Raw genomic sequence first — 20,642 nt, 5'->3', positions numbered from 1 at the left:
ACATTGCAAATCATGCAGAACGATAAAAAAATAAAAGCTACCGAAACAACTGAGGTTAAACACAAAGTCGTAGGTATCAACCGCGTAGCTAAAGTAACTAAAGGTGGTAGAACATTCAGTTTTTCTGCTATCGTTGTTGTAGGCGACGGTTCTGGTGTTGTCGGTCAAGGTTTAGGTAAAGCAAGAGAAGTTACAGAAGCGATTGATAAAGGCAAAGACGATGCAACAAAAAGTATGGTGAAGGTGCCAATTAAAAATGGTTCCATTCCTCACCCGCAATTTGCTAAATACGGAGCTGCCAAAGTCATTATTAAACCTGCGGCTAAAGGTACCGGTGTAATTGCCGGTGGAGCTATGCGTGCCGTTTTGGAAAGCGCCGGTGTAACAGACGTAATTGCCAAATCGCTCGGTTCATCCAATCCACATAACGTGGTCAAAGCAACTATTAGAGCGCTAACATTGTTGCGGAGTCCAATTGAAGTTGCTAAACGCCGCTCGTTGTCTGTTGAAAAAGTATTTAACGGTTAATTGTAGCGATTGAAAGCTATATACATAAAAAAACCTTTACAATGACCAAACTAAAAATAACCCAAAAGAAAAGTGTAATTGACCAAACAAAAAGGCAAAAACGAACGATGATTGCCTTGGGTTTGCGAAAAATAAACCACTCGGTTGAACATACAGCCACACCTCAAATTAAAGGGATGGTTAATAAAGTATTGCATTTAGTAAACGTTGAACAAATAGACTGAAATGATAACACTAAGTAATTTAAAGCCTGCATCTGGCGCAATTCATAAGGAAAAACGAGTTGGAAGAGGGCAAGGATCTGGCCGGGGCGGAACCAGTACTCGTGGTCACAAAGGAGGTCAATCCCGTTCAGGCTATTCGAGAAAACGTGCCTTTGAAGGTGGACAAACGCCTATTCAAATGCGTGTGCCCAAAAGAGGATTCAAAAACGTCAACCGTATTTCTTATACCGTAATAGATTTGGCAAAATTGGAAATGGTTGCTGAAAAGCATGGAATTTCTACAATTGATTATGAGACAATGCGTAAACTTCGCCTCCTTCGTCAGGATGATAAAGTTAAAATTTTAGCCAATGGAGAATTGACTAAAGCCTTAACGGTTCATGCTCACGCTTTTAGCGCAACTGCCCAAAAAGCTATTGAAGATGCCGGGGGAACTGTTAGTATTATTGGGGAAACTGTTAATGTTATAGATTGATTTTAAAAAGTTACTACGGCTGTAACTTTTACAGCAAGGCAGTTAAAACACAAAAGCGAGCATGAAAAATTTAATCAATACACTTCGCAATATCTATAAAATAGAAGATTTGCGCGGGCGCATTTTTCTCACTTTAGCGTTGATTTTTATTTACCGCATTGGTTCTTATGTAGTTTTACCAGGTGTAGATCCTAACGGGTTGAGCGATCTTGCAACTTCCGGAAACTCAGGACTCTTAGGTTTAGTAAATATTTTTGTGGGCGGGTCTTTCGGACGTGCTTCTATCTTTGCTTTAGGCATTATGCCTTACATTTCAGCTTCAATTGCCATGCAATTGCTGACTTTGGCTGTTCCGTATTTTCAGAAATTGCAAAAAGAAGGTGAAAGCGGAAGAAGAAAAATTAACCAAACCACCAGAATTTTAACAATTGCCGTTACCGGATTTCAAGCTATCGGTTACGTCACTTTTTTACATTCAATAGCTGCCAGTGCCATAGTTATCAGTTCATTTTTATTCACACTTTCTACCGTGGTAGTTTTAACTGCAGGAACAATTTTTTGTATGTGGTTAGGTGAAAAAATAACAGACAAAGGTATTGGTAATGGTATTTCCTTGTTGATTTCAGTGGGAATTATGGCAAGGCTGCCTTTTGCTCTTGTTGCAGAATTAGAAGCCAAATTAGCAACCGGTTCGGGCGGAGGATTGGTTTTCTTCGTAATTGAAATGGCGATGTTGGTTGCAATTGTGTTTGGTACTATTATGCTTGTTCAGGGAACAAGGAGAATACCCGTACAATATGCAAAAAGAATAGTCGGTAATCGCCAATATGGTGGAGTTAGGCAATTTATCCCTTTAAAAATTAATGCTGCCGGCGTAATGCCTATCATCTTTGCCCAAGCACTGATGTTTATCCCATCGTTTTTTGCTACATTTTTTCCGGAGTCACAGTTTATGCAAAATCTTCAATCCGGAAACGTTGCAAACTCGTTTTGGTATAACTTCGTCTTCTTCTTCATGATTATCATTTTTACCTATTTTTATACTGCACTTGTCATCAATCCGTCTCAGATGGCAGACGATATGAAGCGCAATAACGGGTTTATACCGGGAGTAAAACCAGGAAGAAAAACCGCAGAATTTATTGATGATATTCTTTCCCGGATTACATTACCGGGATCGATTTTTCTTGCTTTAATTGCCATTTTACCTGCTTTTGCTACCCGTGCAGGCATTAACAGCCAATTTGCAAATTTCTTTGGAGGTACGTCACTTTTAATCTTGGTAGCAGTAATGCTCGATACTTTACAACAAATTGAAAGTCACTTGCTGATGCGTCATTATGACGGGTTATTAAAAGGAAATGCCCGTATAAAAGGAAGACAAGCAGCAGGAGCTTATCAGTAAGCATATTACAAATGTCAGATTTAATCTGCGACCTATAAAGTTTCCCGGTTTAGATAACTTGGGAAACTTTATTGTTCTAATAAAGAAGGAAATTTCAACAGGTTCAATATTCTCCATTATATTAAAACACAGATAATAAATTTTCTGCCTTGTCGAAATCGAAAAAAATATATTACAAAACTGAGGAAGAGATTGAGCTAATCCGACATAGTTGCCTATTAGTTGCTAAAACCCATGCAGAAGTGGCAAAAAAAATTCGACCCGGTATCAAAACTATTTTACTCGATAAAATAGCTGAGGAATATATTTTTGACAATAAAGCAAAACCGGCTTTTAAAGGATATCAAGGCTTTCCGTTTACGCTATGTATATCGGTAAATGAACAGGTGGTTCATGGCTTTCCCGGAAATTATGAATTGCAAAATGGAGATATAGTTTCAATTGATTGTGGTGTTGAAGCAAATGGCTTTTTTGGAGATTCAGCATATACTTATTGTGTGGGAGAAGTTAAGCCCGATGTTTTTCAATTGCTTAAAATAACCAAAGAATCATTATACAAAGGGATTGAACAAGCGATTGAAGGTAACAGATTAGGAGATATTTCCTTTGCAATTCAACAACATAATGAATCAAATGGCTTTTCTGTTGTCAGAGAATTAGTTGGACATGGAATAGGAAGGCAACTTCACGAAGCACCGGAAGTTCCTAATTATGGACGAAGAGGGCAAGGTGTTAAGTTGATTGAAGGATTAGTTTTGGCAATCGAACCAATGGTCAATATGGGTAAACGCAATATCACTCATTTGGACGACGGTTGGACGGTCATTACAAGTGATAAAAAACCATCCGCTCATTTTGAACATACGATTACAATCAGAAAAAAACAGGCAGATATTTTATCTTCGTTTGAACTAATTGAGGAGTGTGTAAAAAATAATGCAGAATTAACGGCACTTAATTAGTAAAAGTAAAATAAAAGTGCGAAATTTGCAGGCGCATTTTGAATATTGATTGATTTTATTGCATATACGTGAGTTTTTCCGGCAAAAGTTGCGAAATACTCTAAAAAAAATTATGGCAAAACAAGATTTAATTAAACAAGACGGAATAGTAACTGAATCACTCGGTAATGCAAAATTCAGAGTGAGATTGGAAAATGGACATGAAATTATAACTCATATTGCTGGTAAAATGCGGATGCACTATATAAGGATTTTACCGGGCGATAAAGTTGCAGTTGAAATGTCACCTTACGATTTGACAAAAGGTAGAATTACCTATCGCTATAAATAAGGTTTAAAACAAAACCAAACCTGAAAATAACATCATCATGAAAGTGAGAGCATCTATTAAGAAGCGGACTGCAGATTGCAAAATTGTGAGAAGAAAAGGCCGCTTATACATTATTAACAAGAAGAATCCTAAATTCAAACAAAGACAAGGATAATTTATGGCACGTATAGCTGGAATTGACTTACCCCGATTTAAGAAAAGCAGTATCGCATTGACTTATATCTACGGAATTGGAAGAAGTAGGGCTAAAGAAATACTTGAAAAATCTGAAATTTCTTTGGATAAAAAGGTCAAAGATTTAAGTGATGACGATATTATCCGATTAAGAGCAGTCATAACCGAATATCAGTTAGAAGGGGAGTTGCGCTCAGAAGTTCAGTTAAGTATTAAACGCTTGATGGATATAGGGTGTTACAGAGGTATTCGCCATCGTAAGGGTTTGCCTCTACGTGGACAACGTACCCGGACAAATGCTCGTACACGCAAAGGCAGAAAGAAAACAGTTGCCGGAAAGAAAAAAGCAACTAAAAAATAGAAGAACACTTTTCTGTTTGGAACTTATTCTGGCAGAATATTTAAGTCAATTCCGTATTGACTCTAAATTAATGTTCGAACGTTTTAGGTTATACAAAATTTCGCAAATAAATTTTTAAGTTACTCTACATAATTTGAGATATGGCAAAGGCGACTAAAAAGAAAATAGTTAAAAAAAGGGTAGTCAAAGTTGAGGCTGACGGGAAGGCATTTATAAAAGCGAGCTTTAACAACCTTTTGATATCATTTACAAATCAATCTGGTCAAGTCATTTCCTGGTCTTCGGCAGGAAAATCCGGTTTCAGAGGGTCTAAGAAAAACACACCTTACGCTGCACAAATTGCTGCTACCGATGCTGCAAAAACAGCGATTGATGCAGGACTTAAAAGAGTGGAGGTTTTTGTAAAAGGTCCGGGCTCTGGAAGAGAAGCCGCTATCAGGTCTATCAGTTCTTCAGGTATTGAAGTAACATTTATCAGAGATGTTACTCCCCTTCCACATAATGGTTGCCGCCCTCCGAAAAGACGTAGAGTGTAGAAATTTCATCATTTTACGCGAAATCAGAAAAAGCAGAATTGAGTTAGTTTTGATTATTAAAATTCCATTCGAAATATATGGCAAGGTATAGAGGACCACAGACAAAGATTGCAAGAAAATTTGGAGAAGCAATTTTCGGATACGATAAAGCTTTTGAAAAACGCAACCATCCACCCGGCCAACACGGGTTGGCAAAAAAACGCAAAGGTGCTACCAAAGAATATGCAATCCAGTTAAGGGAGAAACAAAAAGCAAAATATACTTACGGTTTATTGGAAAGGCAGTTTAGAAAAACATTTGAACATGCCAATCGCAAAGAAGGTGTAACCGGACAAGTTTTGCTTCAATTACTCGAAAGAAGATTGGATAATGTTATTTATCGTCTTGGCTTAAGCCCTTCAAGAAGAGGTGCCCGACAATTAGTTGGTCATGGGCATATTCTGGTAAACGGACAAAGTGTGAACATCCCTTCATTTTGTTTGTCACCGGGTGATAAGATTACTATCCGCCCCAAATCTAAAACTATGCAAAACTTTAGCTCTTTATCCGGGACAACAAATAAATATCCTTGGTTAGATTGGAATGGAAGTACTTTAGAAGGCACCTTTATTGCTATTCCAGAACGTGAACAAATACCCGAGAATATTAATGAACAGTTAATCGTTGAGCTATACTCTAAATAGTTTGTCCGTTTTTTTGTGTTACTACTTGTTTGTTTTAACTCGATTTAATTTCATAAACATCGAATTTTCAAGTTCTAACTATCTATTATTTAGGTTAAAACAGTAAGTACGTATAACCGATTTAGTCAGTTCTGTTCACTTTTTAAATAACGAACCTTATATATGGCACTTCTTGTTTTTCAAAAGCCAGAGAAAATACACGCCCATAAAACTACCGAGTTTGAAGGGTTATTTGAGTTTCGCCCGTTAGAACCGGGTTTCGGTGCAACTATTGGAAACGCACTTAGAAGAGTATTGCTTTCCTCATTAGAAGGGTATGCCATCAATAGTATAAAAATAAGTGGCGTAGATCATGAATTTTCAACCATTGAAGGCATCATCGAAGATGTTCCAGAAATTATCCTTAATCTGAAGCAGATCAGATTTAAAAAAGTCATTAAAGACGAGGACAATAAAGAAGAAAAAATATTTATTTCTATTGGAAATAAAGAAAAATTTATTGCCGGAGATATTGAAAAGCATACAAATACTTTCAAAGTTACTAATCCCGATCTGATTATTTGCAATATGGATACTTCGGTATCACTTGATATTGAATTAACCGTCGGAAAAGGACGTGGATATGTTGCAGCTGACGATAACAAAAAAAGCACAATGGTGCATGGAGAAATCCCAATAGATTCTATCTATACTCCGATAAGAAACGTTCGTTATACAGTTGAGAATACCAGGGTTGAACAAAAAACTGATTTTGAGAAGCTAATTGTTGAAATAAAAACAGACGGCACTGTACACCCTGAAGAAGCAATCAAAGAATCTGCCAGAATATTAATTCAACATCTGATGCTTATATCTGATGAGCATATTACTTTTGACAATATCAAAGACAGTAATGATGATGTGGTGGATGAACATATCTTACACATGCGAAAATTATTAAAAACTCCTTTGGAAGATATTGATTTATCTGTTCGCGCTTACAATTGTTTAAAAGCAGCAAAAATCAACACCTTAGCAGAATTGGTTCATTATGATACCAATTCTTTAATTAAGTTCCGCAATTTTGGTAAGAAATCACTTAACGAAATAGAAGCGGTAATAACTGAAAGGGGACTTTCTTTCGGTATGGACCTATCTAAATACAAACTAGACGAAGAGTAAAATTTTTTTTTCAACTTTTTACTTCCATCCTGAAAAGCATAGTAACAATATTCATGCAAGAAAAAATTGACTAAACTTTAATTAATACAGACGATGAGACACGGCAAAAAAGTAAATCATTTAGGAAGAACATCTGCTCATAGAAAAGCAATGTTATCTAATATGGCTACATCACTCATTAAGCATAAGAGAATTAAAACAACTTTGGCTAAAGCCAAGGCACTTCGGACATATGTTGAACCTTTGTTGACCAAAGCTAAAACAAATGAAACACATTCTCGTCGTGTAGTTTTCAGCTATTTACAAGACAAAGAAGCCGTTGGGATTTTGTTTGACGAAATAGCAGAAAAAATTGCTACTCGCCCCGGAGGATATACCCGTATTTTGAAAACTGATTTCAGATTAGGAGATAATGCCGAAATGTGTATTATTGAACTTGTAGATTATAATGAGCATTTATTGAAAAAACAAGCTGAAGCAAGTGAAGCTGAAGGAGCTAAAAAAAGGCGCACCCGAAGAAGCACAACCAAAGGTAAAAAAGAACAATCTGCAGTTAGTGCAAGTTAATTACTACTACATTAGAACGCGAAGAAATAAATTTAAGAACTACAGCAACATTAAAATTACTTGCATTCACAAATTTTATCTAAATTTGCACCACAAGAAAGAGGGGACCTTAAGTCCCCTCTTTCTTTTACATCAAAAATTAATACCAAAAGGCTTTTTTTCAGAGAACTAAAAATATCTTTCTCTAACATAATAGTTCCGTATAAAAACATTTACGTTGTTAATTGAAAAAATAAATCAGTGGGTAGAAAAGGAATTTGAGCAGTCAAATTGTTTCTTAGTTGATGTTAAAGTTGCCGGACAAAATTCAAAGATTCAAGTTTTAGTGGATTGTGATACTGGTGTTAGTATTGAAATGTGTGCAAAATTGAGCAGGATTTTAGAACATAAACTAGAGTTGGAAAAATTAGTTCCCGAACATTATATACTTGAAGTATCATCACCAGGCATTGGAACCCCCTTTAAAGTCAGAAGGCAATATTTAAAAAGTTTGAACCGTTGTCTTGAATTGACACTACAAAATGGTAAATTAATTGAAGGTGTATTAGTTCAAACTACCGAAACGGGAATTAGGCTTAAAAAGTCAACGGAAAAAAAAGTGAAAGGAAGGCTTATTAAAACAGAAGCTAACAATGATGAGGGAGAAAAAATCATTGAAATCGCTTTTGAAGAAATTAAAACAGCAACAGAAAAAATCATATTTTAGTACTATAAAATAGTAGTATTATGGCTGCAAACTCAGGTTTAGTTATTTCATTTTCGGAGTTTAAAGATCTAAAAAATATAGATCGTCCAACCTTAATGAAGGTGTTAGAAGATGTGTTTAAAACACTGCTAAGGAAAAAATATGGCTCTGATGAAAATTTTGATATAATTGTTAATACTGACAAGGGAGATTTGGAAATCTGGCGCAAACGAATTATTGTTCCGGATGGAGAAGTAAGCGATATTAACAAAGAAATCGTGTATTCAGAAGCCATTAAGATTGAAAGTGATTTTGAAGTTGGAGAAGAAGTTTATGACCAGATAAATATACTTGACTTTGGAAGAAGAGCTATTTTATCGGCCAGGCAAACTTTGATGTCTAGAATTGTGGAATTGCAAAAAGACGATTTATTTAAAAAGTATTCTGAACGTGAAGGAGAAATTGTAAACGGAGAAGTATATCAGGTTTGGAAACGGGAGATTTTAGTGCTTGATGATGAAGAAAATGAATTGATTCTTCCTCAAAACGAAATGATTCCGAGAGAGTTTTATAAAAAAGGAGATTCTATCAAAGCACTCGTTAAAAAGGTGGAATTGAGGAATGGTATTACTCCACGGATAATTTTGTCCCGAACAGCAAATAAATTTTTAGAAAAGCTACTCGAATTGGAAGTACCTGAAATTTTTGACAACGTTATTGTAGTTAAACGTGTTGCCAGAGAGCCAGGAGAAAGAGCAAAAGTTGCAGTTGAATCAAATGACGACAGAATAGATCCGGTAGGTGCATGTGTTGGTATGAAGGGTTCAAGAATTCATGGAATAGTGCGTGAACTTAGAAACGAAAACATTGACATTATTAATTATACAAATAATGTCAGACTTTTTATTCAAAGAGCACTAACACCCGCAAAAGTCGTTTCAATTGAACTTGATGAAGGAGTAAAGCGAGCCTCAGTTTATTTAAAACCTGATCAAGTTTCGTTAGCAATTGGAAAAGGTGGAGTAAATATCAAATTAGCAAGCAAGCTAACCGGATATGAAATAGACGTATATCGTGATACAGAAGAAGAAGAGGAAGAATACGATATCGAATTGGATGAATTTGCCGATGAAATTGATGCATGGATTATTGAAGAGCTGAAAAAAATAGGTTGTGACACAGCTCGCAATGTTCTGGAAATGAGTGTAGAAGATTTAATGCGTCGAGCAGATTTAGAGGAAGAAACTGCCAAAGAAGTTTTAAAAATTTTGAGATCAGAGTTTGAAGAGGATGAATAATTAACAAAGATTCATCTAAAATTTACCGAATAAAAAGGACAAACTTTACGCATTGTTTTGATGAAAAAAATGTGTTATTGATATAGAATAGGAACTTTTTTTAAGTTTAATAAATTACTTAGTGAACTAAATACCGTTTTAAAACGAGTATATGCGTCTAAAAAGTGGTAACTTGCATCAAATTATGCTACTACTTAAATTTATTTTTGATTAGCTCTAGTAAAGTTGCTGCTTTAAGTAGCTTGCTTTTTGATTATTAGTTTAATTTTATTTTTAAAAGAATTTTAGCCTTACATGTCTGAAAACCCAAAGGCAAATTATAGATTAGCAAGAGTAGCCTCTGAAATCAATGTTGGAATTGATATTGTCATTGAGCACCTTAAAAAGAAAAACATTGAGATTGAAAAAAGTCCCAATGCTAAAATAAGCGAAGAGGTGTATCAATTACTGCTCAAAGACTTTAAGTCAGATCTGGCATTGAAAGAGAAAGCTGAACATATTCATCTACGTACATCCAGACCTGATGTTGAACCTGAAATTGAAGAAAAAAAGTTAGTTCATCCTAAAGAAGAAACTAAAGAATTAGTTGTTGAACCCATTAAAGAAACACCTCTGCCTTCTATTATAGAAGTTGTACCAAGTAATAAGGAGGAAAGTAAAGTTGAAACATCAGTTAAAAAGATTGAAAAAACTGAAATTATATCCTCACCTATTGATGAAGTCAAGAAAGATATATCTGTAATTACCAAAGATGAAGATATAACACGAAAAAGTGGGGAAAAAGAAGAAATTCAGGAAATTGCTGCTTTAGTTGAAGCTAAAGAATCCTTACAGACCAAAGATATACAAAAGTCTGAGACCGCGGATTCTGAAATTAGCAAAACAGAAAACAATGGAGATTTCTTACAAAAGGACAGCAAAATTATTAAGCCAGATATTGAAGAGCAAGTTGTAGATAAATCAGTACTTCCGGAAATTCAACCTGAGGAAAAACCAAAAAGCGCAAAAGAGGAGAAGACAAAGAAAACCGAAAAAAAGAAACTTGAAATTGGAAAAAAACAAGATGACGTTCAAGTTTCTGATAGTTTGTCTGAAAAAGGAAAATCAAAAAAAGCACAAAACAAGGAAATTGATTCTAATATTGAAAAGGAACCAATTAATATCCCTTCAGAGTCAGAGGATGAGGATATCATTGATATAGAGTCTAATAAAATTGTGTTATCCGGTCCTAAAGTTGTAGGCAAGATTAATTTAGAAGATTTAAATCATAAGACACGGCCAGAAAAAAAGTTGATTAAATCAAAGAAAGAATCAAAAGAAAATGGCCGTCCTGAGAAAAAAGCTGTAGATACAAAGCCAAAACAAACCGAAAAAGTTGCTAATGAAAACCCTGATTTTTCTAATAAAGAAGACACAGACTCAGCAATAAAACGCAAAAGAAAAAGAATTATAAAGAAAATTGTTGATGGCAAGCTTCAAAAAATAGAATCGCCGACAATAACCAAAAAGGAAAAAGATAAATCTCCGGCAAAAGATCGCCTTAGGCCTAAACCGTTATTGAAAAAGCCTGGGTTAGATAGTGAAGTTTCTGAAAAAGAAATTCAAGAAAAGATCAAAGCTACTATGGCTCGCCTTGGAACAGGTGGGATTAGTAATCAGGCAAAAAATAGCCGTGCAAAACTGAGAAAACTGAAAAAAGAAACGGATGCTCTTAAAAGAGAAGCAGAAGAACTTGAAGAAAGCAAAACCTTACACGTTACAGAATTCATTACTGCTAATGAATTGGCGCAATTGATGGGTATTCAGGTAAATAAAATAATCACCACCTGTTTTAACTTAGGTTTAGTAGTATCAATAAATCAACGTTTAGATGCAGAAGTGATTGAATTGCTTTCTGAAGAATTTGGATATAAAGTTGAGTTTGCAGGAGTATCCGAAGAAGATGAAGTGATTGAAGAAACCGAAGAAATAGAAGAAAATCTTCTTACAAGACCGCCTATTGTTACTATTATGGGACATGTTGATCATGGGAAAACATCGTTGCTTGATTATATTAGAACAGCAAATGTAGTAGCCGGAGAGATGGGGGGTATTACGCAACATATTGGAGCTTACGAAGTAACTACTGAAGATGGGAAACATATCACATTTTTAGACACGCCCGGTCACGAAGCTTTTACAGCAATGAGAGCAAGGGGAGCAAAGGTAACCGATATCGCCGTTATCGTAATAGCTGCGGATGATGATGTTATGCCCCAAACAAAAGAAGCAATCAGTCACGCTCAGGCAGCAAGTGTGCCTATGATATTTGCAATAAACAAAATTGATAAACCCGACTCAAATCCCGAAAGAATAAAAGAGCAATTAGCTCAAATGAATATTTTGGTTGAAGATTGGGGAGGCAAGTATCAATGCCAGGAAATTTCAGCAAAACAGGGGTTAAACGTAGATTTGTTACTTGAAAAGATATTGTTTGAAGCCGAATTACTGGACCTGAAAGCAAATCCCAATCGCAATGCAGTAGGTACAGTTGTCGAGGCTTCGTTAGACAAAGGGCGTGGTTATGTTGCTACAATTCTTGTACAAACCGGAACTCTAAATGTTGGAGATATGGTTTTGGCAGGACAATATTTTGGCAAAGTCAGAGCTATGTTTAATGAAAGAGGCGGAAGAGTTAAAGAAGCCCCACCATCAACTCCTGTGATTGTTTTAGGGTTAAATGGTGCTCCACAAGCCGGCGATAAAATAAGAGTTTTAGACTCTGAGCAAGAGGTCAAAGAAATTGCCTATAAACGACAACAGATTTACCGCGAACAGATCCAACGAACCAATAAGCATATTACTCTTGAAGAAATTGGAAGACGATTGGCATTAGGAAGTTTTAAAGAGCTTAATTTGATTGTAAAAGGAGATGTTGATGGTTCAGTAGAAGCTCTTTGCGATTCGTTGCAAAGGCTTTCAACAGAGGAAATACAGGTTCGAATCATTCATCGTGGTGTAGGGGCTATTACCGAATCTGATGTTTTGTTAGCCAGTGCTTCTGATGCTATTATAGTAGGTTTCCAGGTTCGACCAACAGCAAATGCAAGAAAACAAGCCGATAACGAAAATATTGACATTCGAATGTACTCCATCATTTATACAGCTATCAATGAAATTAAATCGGCGATGGAAGGGCTAATGGAGCCGACTGTTGAAGAGCGATTTGTTTGTAATGTTATCGTTAGGGAAGTGTTTAAAATTACCAAAGTTGGTGTTGTAGCAGGTTGTTATGTAACCGAAGGAAAAATTAATCGCGAAACCAAAATCAGAGTTATTCGAAATAGCATTGTTGTGCATACCGGTGAAATTTCATCCCTAAAAAGATTTAAGGATGACGTTAAAGAAGTGATCCCCGGAATGGAGTGCGGTATTTCAATAAAAAATTACGACAAAATTGAAGTTGGGGATATTATTGAAGGTTATGAAGAAATCCAAGTGAAACGAACCTTGTAAAAGTTTTTAAACACTATCAATGATTAATGGCAATAAGCACAATTAGCTTGTTGCCATTTTTTGTTTACAGTATGGGATAAACACTTATCAAGAACAGGATACTTTTCTGTAACAGAATTAGAATAATGACTACTTTGGAATAATATATCCCCGTATTTATCTTGTAATCAGGTATGTTCGTCTTCGTAAAAAACATGGCAGTTTATTGATTATTCAAAAAAATATTTGTTTTTTTTGAAGAAGAAATCTATTTTTGCGCCTTAATTCTTCAAAATAAAACAAAAAAATATGCCAAACAATCGTTTTAAAGCTATTGAGCGGTCACAAAATCGTGAAATTATTGACATTAAGCTACCTTCTGTTAAAATTTCCGATTATTTTGCATCAAATGTCTTCAATATAGATACCATGCGCAGGTATCTTTCTCACGAAGCATTTGAAAGTATGACGGGTTCAATCACATCAGGGCAGAAAATAGACAGAAATATAGCCGATCAGATTGCCGTTGCTATGAAAGAGTGGGCTATGAGCAAAGGGGCTACTTCATATTGTCATTGGTTTCAACCATTAACGGGTGCCACTGCCGAAAAGCATGATACATTCTTTACACCACTTGATGCCAATAAAGGGATAGAAACCTTTAACGGTGATGCCCTTGTTCAACAAGAGCCTGATGGGTCAAGTTTTCCATCTGGGGGATTAAGAGTAACTTTTGAAGCAAGGGGATATACAGCCTGGGATCCTTCTTCGCCTGCATTTATTATGTCAGTCGGTACTTCAGGTAAAACTTTATGCATCCCGACCATTTTTGTTTCTTTTACCGGTGAATCTTTAGATTACAAAGCTCCTTTGCTCAAATCTCAACATTTTCTTGAAACCGCAGCAGTAGATGTTTGTAACTACTTTGATAGAAATATCACCAAGGTTTACCCCACTTTGGGTTGGGAGCAGGAATATTTTTTAATTGACGAAGCACTTTATTACGCCCGCCCTGATATCGCCACATCCGGCAGAACCTTAATAGGAAGCCCTTCTGTGAAAGGGCAACAACTGGAAGATCATTATTTCGGATCTATTCCGGAAAGAGTTTATGCTTACATGTTAGATTTTGAAACAGAAGCTCACAAACTTGGCATTACAATCAGAACTCGTCATAATGAGGTTGCTCCCGGGCAGTATGAATGTGCGCCTGTTTTTTCAGAAGCTAATATTGCAGTTGATCACAATCAACTCTTAATGGATTTAATGGACAGAGTTGCCAGACGACATAAATTGCGAGTTTTATTTCACGAAAAGCCTTTTGCTGGAGTGAATGGATCTGGCAAACATAATAATTGGTCATTGGCTACAAACACTGGAAAAAACTTGCTGTCTCCCGGTAAAACGCCCAAAAACAACCTTCGGTTTCTGACCTTTTTTATTAATACTATTAAAGCAGTAAATGATAATGCAGATTTATTAAGGGCGGCGATAGCTTCTGCTGGCAATGACCACAGACTTGGAGCTAATGAAGCCCCCCCTGCTATAATTTCAGTTTTTATCGGTACAACCTTAACTAAGGTATTGGATGAACTGGAAGATAAAATCAAAAAGGGCAGTAAAATGGACGAATTTGAAAAATCAGAGCTTAAATTAGATATACATAATAAGATACCTGATTTGATGCTGGACAATACAGATAGGAATCGAACCTCTCCATTTGCCTTTACCGGAAACAAATTTGAGTTCAGAGCTGTGGGTTCTTCCGCAAATTGTGGATTGGCTATGACAATTCTTAATGCAATTGTCGGCAGTCAATTGATTGAGTTTAAAAAAGATGTGGAAGATTTGGTTAAAGAGGGCGAAAAAAGAGATGGTGCAATTTTAAGAGTATTGCGCCGATATGTAACTGACAGTCGCCGCATTTTATTTGAAGGTGATAATTATAGTAAAGAATGGGAAGAAGAAGCTAACAAAAGGGGATTGTCAAATGTGAAAACCACACCACATGCACTTGGATTTTTCAAATCAAAAGCAGCCCATAAAGTACTTGTTGAAACAGGTCTTTACTCCCATAGAGAACTGCACGCACGTTATGATGTATGGCTTGAACAATATCAACGCAAAATTGATATAGAAGCCGGAGTATTAACAGATATGATTTTAAGTCAAGTTATACCTGCTGCGGTAAAGTATCAGCAAATAGTTGCCTCATCAGTACGAGCTTCAATGGATATAGGTTATACTGCTTTGGATTTTCCGCAGGAAATTGGGTTGGTCAAAACATTAGCCAATCATGTTAACAATCTGAAAAAAACGGTTGATACAATGAATGCAGAGCGAAAAACTGCATCTGAGTTGCCAAATGCTGAGGCTAAGGCTGTAGCTTTTTGTGAGAAAGTTAAACCATTCTTTGAAAAAATCAGGGAATCTGCAGATGCTTTGGAAGATATAGTGGATGATGAGTTATGGCCTTTACCAAAGTACAGAGAGTTGTTTTTTATGAAATAAATCTATGGCATTTATTGCATAAAGCCCCATCAATAGATTATTTGTTCTTTTGATGGGGCATTTTTATTTACTGTTTTTTTGTATAATCAACGCAACCTATACAATCTTTCGAGAAACAACTCGCAAGGTTTAGGGTCTGTGCCGTCCATTCTCAACTTGTTTAAATAAATTGCATTTTGAGCTGCCAGAATAGCTTTATCAATATGGCTAAGCGGTAAAGTAATTGTGAACAAGTGAAATGATTGTAATATTCATGGTCAATTTTGATAGACAGTTCGATCCATTCCAATGCCTTGTAAAGCATTTTTTTGTCATTAATGTTGCGAAGAAATTTAACTGCAATTTCATTTAATAGTTTTGGGTCGGATACTGAGAATTTGTCCAGGTATTGAACCACAATCTTTGAATAGGTATCCCAATCTTCAATGCCTTGGTAAAACAAACTTCTCATTTCGAAAAGAAATTCTTCCTTTTCTGGGAGATATGTTTTATAGATAGTTTCTTCGGCTTTACTGAATAAGTAAAGGTCTTTGCTCTTGATTGCATTCAAAACTGTATATTCAATGGCATTTTGAGTTTTTTCGTTGACCTTTTGTCCTCCTTTCATCCTTTTATAATAATGAATATTACTGACAAAGTAATCAATCGCTTTGTTTTCAAGATTTAGTGTGAAGTCATAGATAAAATCAAGGTTGACCTGTTTACTTAAGTTCTTGCTTTCTAAATTTAAATAATAGTTCACAACCTGATTATAGGGTTGGTGTAACTTTAAAAGCAAATAGGCATATTCTCTGACCTTTTCAGGCACCATTGTAGTGTCTTTATTGAAATAAACACTTAGTTCATTCAACCGGTCATTATCTGACTTGAGCTGTTGTGATGGGGGAGAGGTATAACTTGAACTTTGACGGAGTTCTGTATTTGTGTTTATTTGTGGCGATGATTTAGGTTGATTTTTTGGTTTTTCTATTTGAACCGGCGTTTCTGCCTTTTCTTTTCCAAAATGTGGGGTATAGACCCCCTCCTTTTTTTCAGATGTATTTGATTTTTCCGGAATGGCAGGTGTTGTTTTTTTTATATTAGGTTCTGTATAAATCAATTGTTCTTCTTCTTTTGATTCTATTGGCTTAGCAATAATTCCTTTACCCTTGGGACGAGCTAAAACTTCATCTGCTATGGCTTTCATTTCAGCGGTTGTTTTTCCTCCGGTTTCTTTTCTCAATACATTTCCTTCAGAATCAAAATATAGCAATATAGGCAGATACCTATCTGTTAAATCCACACTATAAGATTGCGCCATATCGTAATAATTAAAGTCACCTTCCGAGTAGTTGATTTTAAAACTAACAAAACGTTGGTTGTAAAGTGGAAAAACATGAGGACTGGTAAAAACAGCCGTATCCATGTGTGTGCAATAAAGACAATGTTTGCCGTAAAGCTCAATAAAAATATATTTTCGCTCTTCTTTTGCTTTTTCCAAAACTTCAGCCCATGAACCAACAAAAAATTTAATGCCTACAGTTTGTGACTGTAGGATATGCTGAGATATTAAAAACAAAAGGAGTATAAAAGCACAGAATTGTATGGAGCGCAGCATATAAACCATCTATTATTTTAAGTGAAGCAGGTTTGTGTTTTGGAAAATATCAAAAACCGTGCTAAAGATGGAATTAGCAACTAAGGATAAATATTTTAACAACTCGCGGATCTTGCTTCTGCTTAAAAAAGCAACTCCCAAAAATGGGTTAAAGAGCTTGTCTAACCAAGACCAATACTGTGAGAATTGTAGCAATCTTAGAACTCAGACTATCAAAGGCATCGTTCCAATTCCGGTTTTTGCGGCGTTCTTTTCGTTCTGCTTCAAAACGTTTTCGGTCGGTTATATCTACAAACAAGGTTGCTCCGTTTTCCACTCTTGGGTATCTTTTAATTCCTAAGAAAGATCGGGCTTTGTCAATTCTGCCATTAGGTTGTTGGACATAGGTTCTTGACTTTTTGGCATCTCTTCCAAAGCCGCCACCATAATTATTAATGTAGTACTTAGCCCGTTTCTTTTTCCCCTCAAAAGGTGCGCTGATTTTGAGTACAACACTGTCAACATCAAAATGGCTGATTGCACCCTGAAGAGAAACAATGTTTTTTATCTGAGGGACAAAGATAGAATCGCCATCTGCAAGGATATAGTTGAATTTTGACTTATTGGGCTTGGCAATGGCTTTGTTTATATCAAGCAGTACATAACCAATACTATCCTGAAGCCGGAACAATTTAGCCCCTTCGCTAAAAGCATAAGGGGTGATACCGCCGCTTCTTTCGATGATACTGGTCAAACGCTCTTCTTTGCTCATCAAACTATATTCACCGGGGTAAGTTATTTCTCCATAAATTTTAATAATCTGAGGAGGCTCAAAATCGGGAGATAAGCGGACAAATACATGGTCATACGGCCGCAGAGGATAAGAAGCTGCAACCGTATCAATCGTCAAATCGGGGTTCACTTTTATTCTTTTTACTACAATCCGGTCTTTGGCCGATTGTTTGGTATCTCTGTCAGTATAAGAAATGAGCCGGGAAACTTCTATGCGGTCGGTTGAGGCTTCAGCCCGCATCCCGCCCGCCAGATAAAGCAGGTCTTTTAATGTAAGCCCTTCTGCATATTCGTATTCACCTTCCTGCCTGACTGCTCCAAATATTTTTACCGAAAAATCCTGCCTGAAAGCTTTACGAGAGACGACTTGTATGGTATCAAGGTCTTGAAGGGTGAAATTTTCAGGAGATTTGGGGTCATCTAAAACTTCGCCGAGTTTAAAAGGCAGGATTAACTTGGATTGGTCTTCCTTTAGGCGGATGACATAGGCCCTGCTTAAATCGGCTTCGTCTAATACACCTTCTGTTTTCAGCAATATATCGGATATTTTGTTCCCTGGAATTACTTCGTATTTACCGGGAACTTTAACTGCGCCAACCACCTCAACATAATTGCGTAATCCGCGAGGCAGTCTGTACACAAAAATACTATCTCCATTTATCAGAGGGAAATCTGTATTATTTAATTTCAGGCTGTCAAGGTCTAAGTCAATCAGCACTTCTTTATTTCCCTGATAACGTTTGATATTGACATTTTTAGTGTAAGCATCGGCATTTAATCCACCGGCATAACTAATTACTTTCTGAAGACCTTCTCCGGGTGAAAGTTCGTAATTATAGGGCCGTCTGACTTGCCCTGAAACATTGACAACTGCTCCCATAGGTGGCACTACGATATAATCGTTGTTTTGAAGAAAGTAATCCTGACGGCTGTCGGGGTTTGTGAGATATTCGTAGATGTCAAGTTTTTTAACTGTTTGGCCATTGCGCCTGATAAATATCTCTCTAAGTGATCCTATTTGATTAGGCCCGTTTATTGCAACTAAGGCGTTAAACACAGAAGTATTGGAAGGAAAGCGATAGGTTCCGGGATGAAGGAGCTCTCCAACAAAATTGACACTGATTTTTTGCATGAATGTGATGCTTACTTCAATTTTTGAGGGATCAAATTCATACGTTTTGGCAAACTTGTTTTTTATTATCTCTTTTGCATTAGAAAGGGTCGAGCCTTTGAGATAAACTCGGCCCACCAAAGGCGGATTGATATTTCCTAAACTGTCAATGATAAATTTGCTGTTGTAGTCTATGCTTCCCCACATAGAAATGGTTATTTCATCTCCAATTCCTAACGGGTAATGATCGGGGGGGCGCTCGTTCAGCTCATTGTAAAAAACAACATCGAGCAAGTTTCGTCTGAAAAATTCCTGACCAAAAACAAGGGGTTCCGGAAGTTCAAGTGCTTTTTCAATGAGTGTACGCTTTTGCATTTCTATCAGTTTGATTACATCTTCAATACTGATACTGTCTTTTTTGTTTTTGTTTAGTTTTTCGAATTCACTTCGTTTGACCTCGTCTTTAATCATTTTCAAAGTATCCTGTGCCAGGGTCAATTCCATTAACTCTTCAATGGTTTCTTCCGGAATACCAAGTTTGCGCAGTTCTTCAGGTGTCACCATGATGCGGTTAATCAGAGATGTATCCTCTGCATTTGCACGATTGCGCATTTCTTCATCTTGCTGTTGAATGAATCGGTCTAAATCATATCTGTTATAATAGGAGTCGGGTTTGTTTCTGTTTTTATCATATATGTTTAACGTGCGAACTTGAGCTTGGACGGGTTGTGTAATTTGTAATATCTGAAAAATGATAAAACAATATATCAGGTATTTCATGAATACTAAGTTGAAAGATAACCCTATATGCAGTTGCTGTACCTTCAGAGCATTAAGTTTGGAGTAACGTTGCATTAAACAAACAATATGATTATTTGGAAGTAAAGGGTATTTAAAGAAAATGCTCCCAAAGATAGATAAACATTTTGTCCTGTAATGAGCTTTTTTATTTTAAACTAAAGAGACAAGCATCTTTGTCAGAGACAAGAAAATCATTTATGCAGTAAAATTAGTCTCCAAATATTTAAACATTAAAAGCCGCTATCAAATAAAGATAGCGGCTTTTATTATCGCATCAATTTAATACTATGTTCTTAATACGTCTTAACGGTTAAGCACATAAGATGCAACTATTCCGGCAGCAGCTAAAACTACCACCCTGTAAACTCCGTCAACAAGGGCCATAGTGATGGTAAATCCTTCGGTTGTAGCTAACCAAATTAAATTTAACCCAATACCTGACATTAAACCAACTACTGCGCCAAACATAGCACCGCTTTCTATCTTGCTTCCACCAAAACCAGATTTTGAAAAAAGGTAAGTGAACGCAAATGAGTAAATTATAAGCCCGATAATTAAATAAATCATGTCGGGCTCAGGATTCTGACACGGTACGTTTGCGAAGAAGTCTTTCATTAAAAACCCGTAGAATACGGAATCTACAATAAATACGAAAACCAAAACTGATACAACTGCCAAAAGAAATTTTGTGTTCATAAATGTTGATTTAGAGGTTAGTATTCAAAACTTGCGGGGAATTTAAGAGTATTTTTTCATTTACCCGCCAAAATTTATTAAAAACTAATAAAAGACTCTGAAAAATTGTTCCTTTTTCAACTTTTATGTTAAAGTAGAGGGCGAAATAACCTTGTTATCAGTAATTTCTGCCATAAGGATTACTTCAAGCTAACCAATCTTGTCTTTGGTTTAAAGAACATTGAAAATGATTATTTGAGGATAATATAATAAAAAATGCTCTGCCGGTTTAGGACAGAGCATTAATTTTTT

The 20,642-nt window shown here is 36.2% G+C and carries 19 protein-coding genes; 16 read left to right on the top strand and 3 right to left on the bottom strand.

Translation table 11 applies throughout. From position 1 onward, the window contains the following. The first annotated feature begins 12 nt into the window (after nt 1-12). From rpsE to IPM47_20140, 16 genes are all read left to right on the top strand, one after another. The gene (rpsE, locus tag IPM47_20215) at nt 13-528 is read left to right on the top strand and encodes a 30S ribosomal protein S5 (protein QQS29128.1); all 516 of its coding nucleotides are present in this window, start codon (nt 13-15) and stop codon (nt 526-528) included. A gap of 41 nt (nt 529-569) precedes the next feature. Continuing rightward, the gene (gene rpmD / locus IPM47_20210; GenBank protein ID QQS29127.1) at nt 570-752 is read left to right on the top strand and encodes a 50S ribosomal protein L30; all 183 of its coding nucleotides are present in this window, start codon (nt 570-572) and stop codon (nt 750-752) included. A gap of 4 nt (nt 753-756) precedes the next feature. After that, the gene (gene rplO, locus IPM47_20205; GenBank protein QQS31540.1) at nt 757-1,227 is read left to right on the top strand and encodes a 50S ribosomal protein L15; all 471 of its coding nucleotides are present in this window, start codon (nt 757-759) and stop codon (nt 1,225-1,227) included. A 61-nt stretch (nt 1,228-1,288) separates the two neighbouring features. Beyond that, nucleotides 1,289-2,632, top strand: coding sequence for a preprotein translocase subunit SecY (gene secY, locus IPM47_20200; GenBank protein QQS29126.1), 1,344 nt, complete (start codon nt 1,289-1,291; stop codon nt 2,630-2,632). A gap of 167 nt (nt 2,633-2,799) precedes the next feature. Then, the gene (gene map / locus IPM47_20195; protein QQS31539.1) at nt 2,800-3,594 is read left to right on the top strand and encodes a type I methionyl aminopeptidase; all 795 of its coding nucleotides are present in this window, start codon (nt 2,800-2,802) and stop codon (nt 3,592-3,594) included. 112 nt (nt 3,595-3,706) lie between these two features. Beyond that, the gene (infA, locus tag IPM47_20190; GenBank protein QQS29125.1) at nt 3,707-3,925 is read left to right on the top strand and encodes a translation initiation factor IF-1; all 219 of its coding nucleotides are present in this window, start codon (nt 3,707-3,709) and stop codon (nt 3,923-3,925) included. A 37-nt stretch (nt 3,926-3,962) separates the two neighbouring features. Continuing rightward, complete coding sequence (gene rpmJ, locus IPM47_20185; protein ID QQS29124.1) at nt 3,963-4,079, top strand: 50S ribosomal protein L36; 117 nt, start codon at nt 3,963-3,965, stop codon at nt 4,077-4,079. Between the two features lie 3 nt (nt 4,080-4,082). Continuing rightward, the gene (gene rpsM / locus IPM47_20180; protein QQS29123.1) at nt 4,083-4,460 is read left to right on the top strand and encodes a 30S ribosomal protein S13; all 378 of its coding nucleotides are present in this window, start codon (nt 4,083-4,085) and stop codon (nt 4,458-4,460) included. Nucleotides 4,461-4,600: 140 nt separating this feature from the next. Beyond that, complete coding sequence (rpsK, locus tag IPM47_20175) at nt 4,601-4,996, top strand: 30S ribosomal protein S11 (GenBank protein ID QQS29122.1); 396 nt, start codon at nt 4,601-4,603, stop codon at nt 4,994-4,996. 77 nt (nt 4,997-5,073) lie between these two features. Then, nucleotides 5,074-5,679: a 30S ribosomal protein S4 gene (gene rpsD / locus IPM47_20170; GenBank protein ID QQS29121.1), complete on the top strand. Its 606-nt coding sequence runs from the start codon at nt 5,074-5,076 to the stop codon at nt 5,677-5,679. A gap of 162 nt (nt 5,680-5,841) precedes the next feature. Beyond that, entirely contained in the window at nt 5,842-6,840 is a 999-nt protein-coding gene (locus IPM47_20165) for a DNA-directed RNA polymerase subunit alpha (GenBank protein QQS29120.1), read from the top strand. Nucleotides 6,841-6,933: 93 nt separating this feature from the next. Further along, nucleotides 6,934-7,407: a 50S ribosomal protein L17 gene (gene rplQ, locus IPM47_20160; GenBank protein ID QQS29119.1), complete on the top strand. Its 474-nt coding sequence runs from the start codon at nt 6,934-6,936 to the stop codon at nt 7,405-7,407. Between the two features lie 217 nt (nt 7,408-7,624). After that, nucleotides 7,625-8,113 (top strand): hypothetical protein, encoded by a 489-nt coding sequence (locus IPM47_20155; GenBank protein ID QQS29118.1) that lies wholly within the window; start codon nt 7,625-7,627, stop codon nt 8,111-8,113. A gap of 20 nt (nt 8,114-8,133) precedes the next feature. Continuing rightward, nucleotides 8,134-9,390 (top strand): transcription termination/antitermination protein NusA, encoded by a 1,257-nt coding sequence (gene nusA / locus IPM47_20150; GenBank protein ID QQS29117.1) that lies wholly within the window; start codon nt 8,134-8,136, stop codon nt 9,388-9,390. 294 nt (nt 9,391-9,684) lie between these two features. Then, the gene (infB, locus tag IPM47_20145) at nt 9,685-12,885 is read left to right on the top strand and encodes a translation initiation factor IF-2 (protein ID QQS29116.1); all 3,201 of its coding nucleotides are present in this window, start codon (nt 9,685-9,687) and stop codon (nt 12,883-12,885) included. A gap of 288 nt (nt 12,886-13,173) precedes the next feature. Then, nucleotides 13,174-15,375, top strand: a complete 2,202-nt coding sequence (locus IPM47_20140) for a glutamine synthetase III (protein QQS29115.1) — start codon at nt 13,174-13,176, stop codon at nt 15,373-15,375. 160 nt (nt 15,376-15,535) lie between these two features. On the opposite strand, the gene IPM47_20135 is transcribed toward IPM47_20140, so the two are convergent. The 3 genes from IPM47_20135 to IPM47_20125 all read right to left on the bottom strand — a co-directional run bounded on the left by IPM47_20135 (nt 15,536) and on the right by IPM47_20125 (nt 20,351). Further along, on the bottom strand, nt 15,536-16,972 hold the full coding sequence (locus tag IPM47_20135) for a thioredoxin family protein (GenBank protein ID QQS29114.1): 1,437 nt from the start codon (nt 16,970-16,972) through the stop codon (nt 15,536-15,538). Between the two features lie 148 nt (nt 16,973-17,120). Next, complete coding sequence (locus IPM47_20130) at nt 17,121-19,634, bottom strand: SLBB domain-containing protein (protein QQS29113.1); 2,514 nt, start codon at nt 19,632-19,634, stop codon at nt 17,121-17,123. Nucleotides 19,635-19,958: 324 nt separating this feature from the next. Further along, complete coding sequence (locus tag IPM47_20125) at nt 19,959-20,351, bottom strand: DUF2177 family protein (GenBank protein ID QQS29112.1); 393 nt, start codon at nt 20,349-20,351, stop codon at nt 19,959-19,961. Nucleotides 20,352-20,642: the final 291 nt, after the last annotated feature.

The organism is Sphingobacteriales bacterium (assembly GCA_016700115.1).
In the GTDB taxonomy this organism is placed as follows: domain Bacteria; phylum Bacteroidota; class Bacteroidia; order Chitinophagales; family UBA2359; genus UBA2359.
Note: the sequence above shows the minus strand (reverse complement) of the source record. Positions and strands in the feature narration are given on the sequence as shown.

What these genes read in the sequence shown, in the direction of transcription:
- rplQ (QQS29119.1), top strand. Translation starts at nt 6,934, where the DNA reads ATGAGACACGGCAAAAAAGTAAATCATTTAGGAAGAACATCTGCTCAT.
- infA (QQS29125.1), top strand. Translation starts at nt 3,707, where the DNA reads ATGGCAAAACAAGATTTAATTAAACAAGACGGAATAGTAACTGAATCA.
- IPM47_20165 (QQS29120.1), top strand. Translation starts at nt 5,842, where the DNA reads ATGGCACTTCTTGTTTTTCAAAAGCCAGAGAAAATACACGCCCATAAA.
- rpmD (QQS29127.1), top strand. Translation starts at nt 570, where the DNA reads ATGACCAAACTAAAAATAACCCAAAAGAAAAGTGTAATTGACCAAACA.
- rpsE (QQS29128.1), top strand. Translation starts at nt 13, where the DNA reads ATGCAGAACGATAAAAAAATAAAAGCTACCGAAACAACTGAGGTTAAA.
- IPM47_20125 (QQS29112.1), bottom strand. Translation starts at nt 20,351, where the DNA reads ATGAACACAAAATTTCTTTTGGCAGTTGTATCAGTTTTGGTTTTCGTA.
- nusA (QQS29117.1), top strand. Translation starts at nt 8,134, where the DNA reads ATGGCTGCAAACTCAGGTTTAGTTATTTCATTTTCGGAGTTTAAAGAT.
- infB (QQS29116.1), top strand. Translation starts at nt 9,685, where the DNA reads ATGTCTGAAAACCCAAAGGCAAATTATAGATTAGCAAGAGTAGCCTCT.
- IPM47_20130 (QQS29113.1), bottom strand. Translation starts at nt 19,634, where the DNA reads ATGAAATACCTGATATATTGTTTTATCATTTTTCAGATATTACAAATT.
- IPM47_20135 (QQS29114.1), bottom strand. Translation starts at nt 16,972, where the DNA reads ATGCTGCGCTCCATACAATTCTGTGCTTTTATACTCCTTTTGTTTTTA.
- rpsK (QQS29122.1), top strand. Translation starts at nt 4,601, where the DNA reads ATGGCAAAGGCGACTAAAAAGAAAATAGTTAAAAAAAGGGTAGTCAAA.
- rpsD (QQS29121.1), top strand. Translation starts at nt 5,074, where the DNA reads ATGGCAAGGTATAGAGGACCACAGACAAAGATTGCAAGAAAATTTGGA.
- rpsM (QQS29123.1), top strand. Translation starts at nt 4,083, where the DNA reads ATGGCACGTATAGCTGGAATTGACTTACCCCGATTTAAGAAAAGCAGT.
- rpmJ (QQS29124.1), top strand. Translation starts at nt 3,963, where the DNA reads ATGAAAGTGAGAGCATCTATTAAGAAGCGGACTGCAGATTGCAAAATT.
- IPM47_20140 (QQS29115.1), top strand. Translation starts at nt 13,174, where the DNA reads ATGCCAAACAATCGTTTTAAAGCTATTGAGCGGTCACAAAATCGTGAA.
- secY (QQS29126.1), top strand. Translation starts at nt 1,289, where the DNA reads ATGAAAAATTTAATCAATACACTTCGCAATATCTATAAAATAGAAGAT.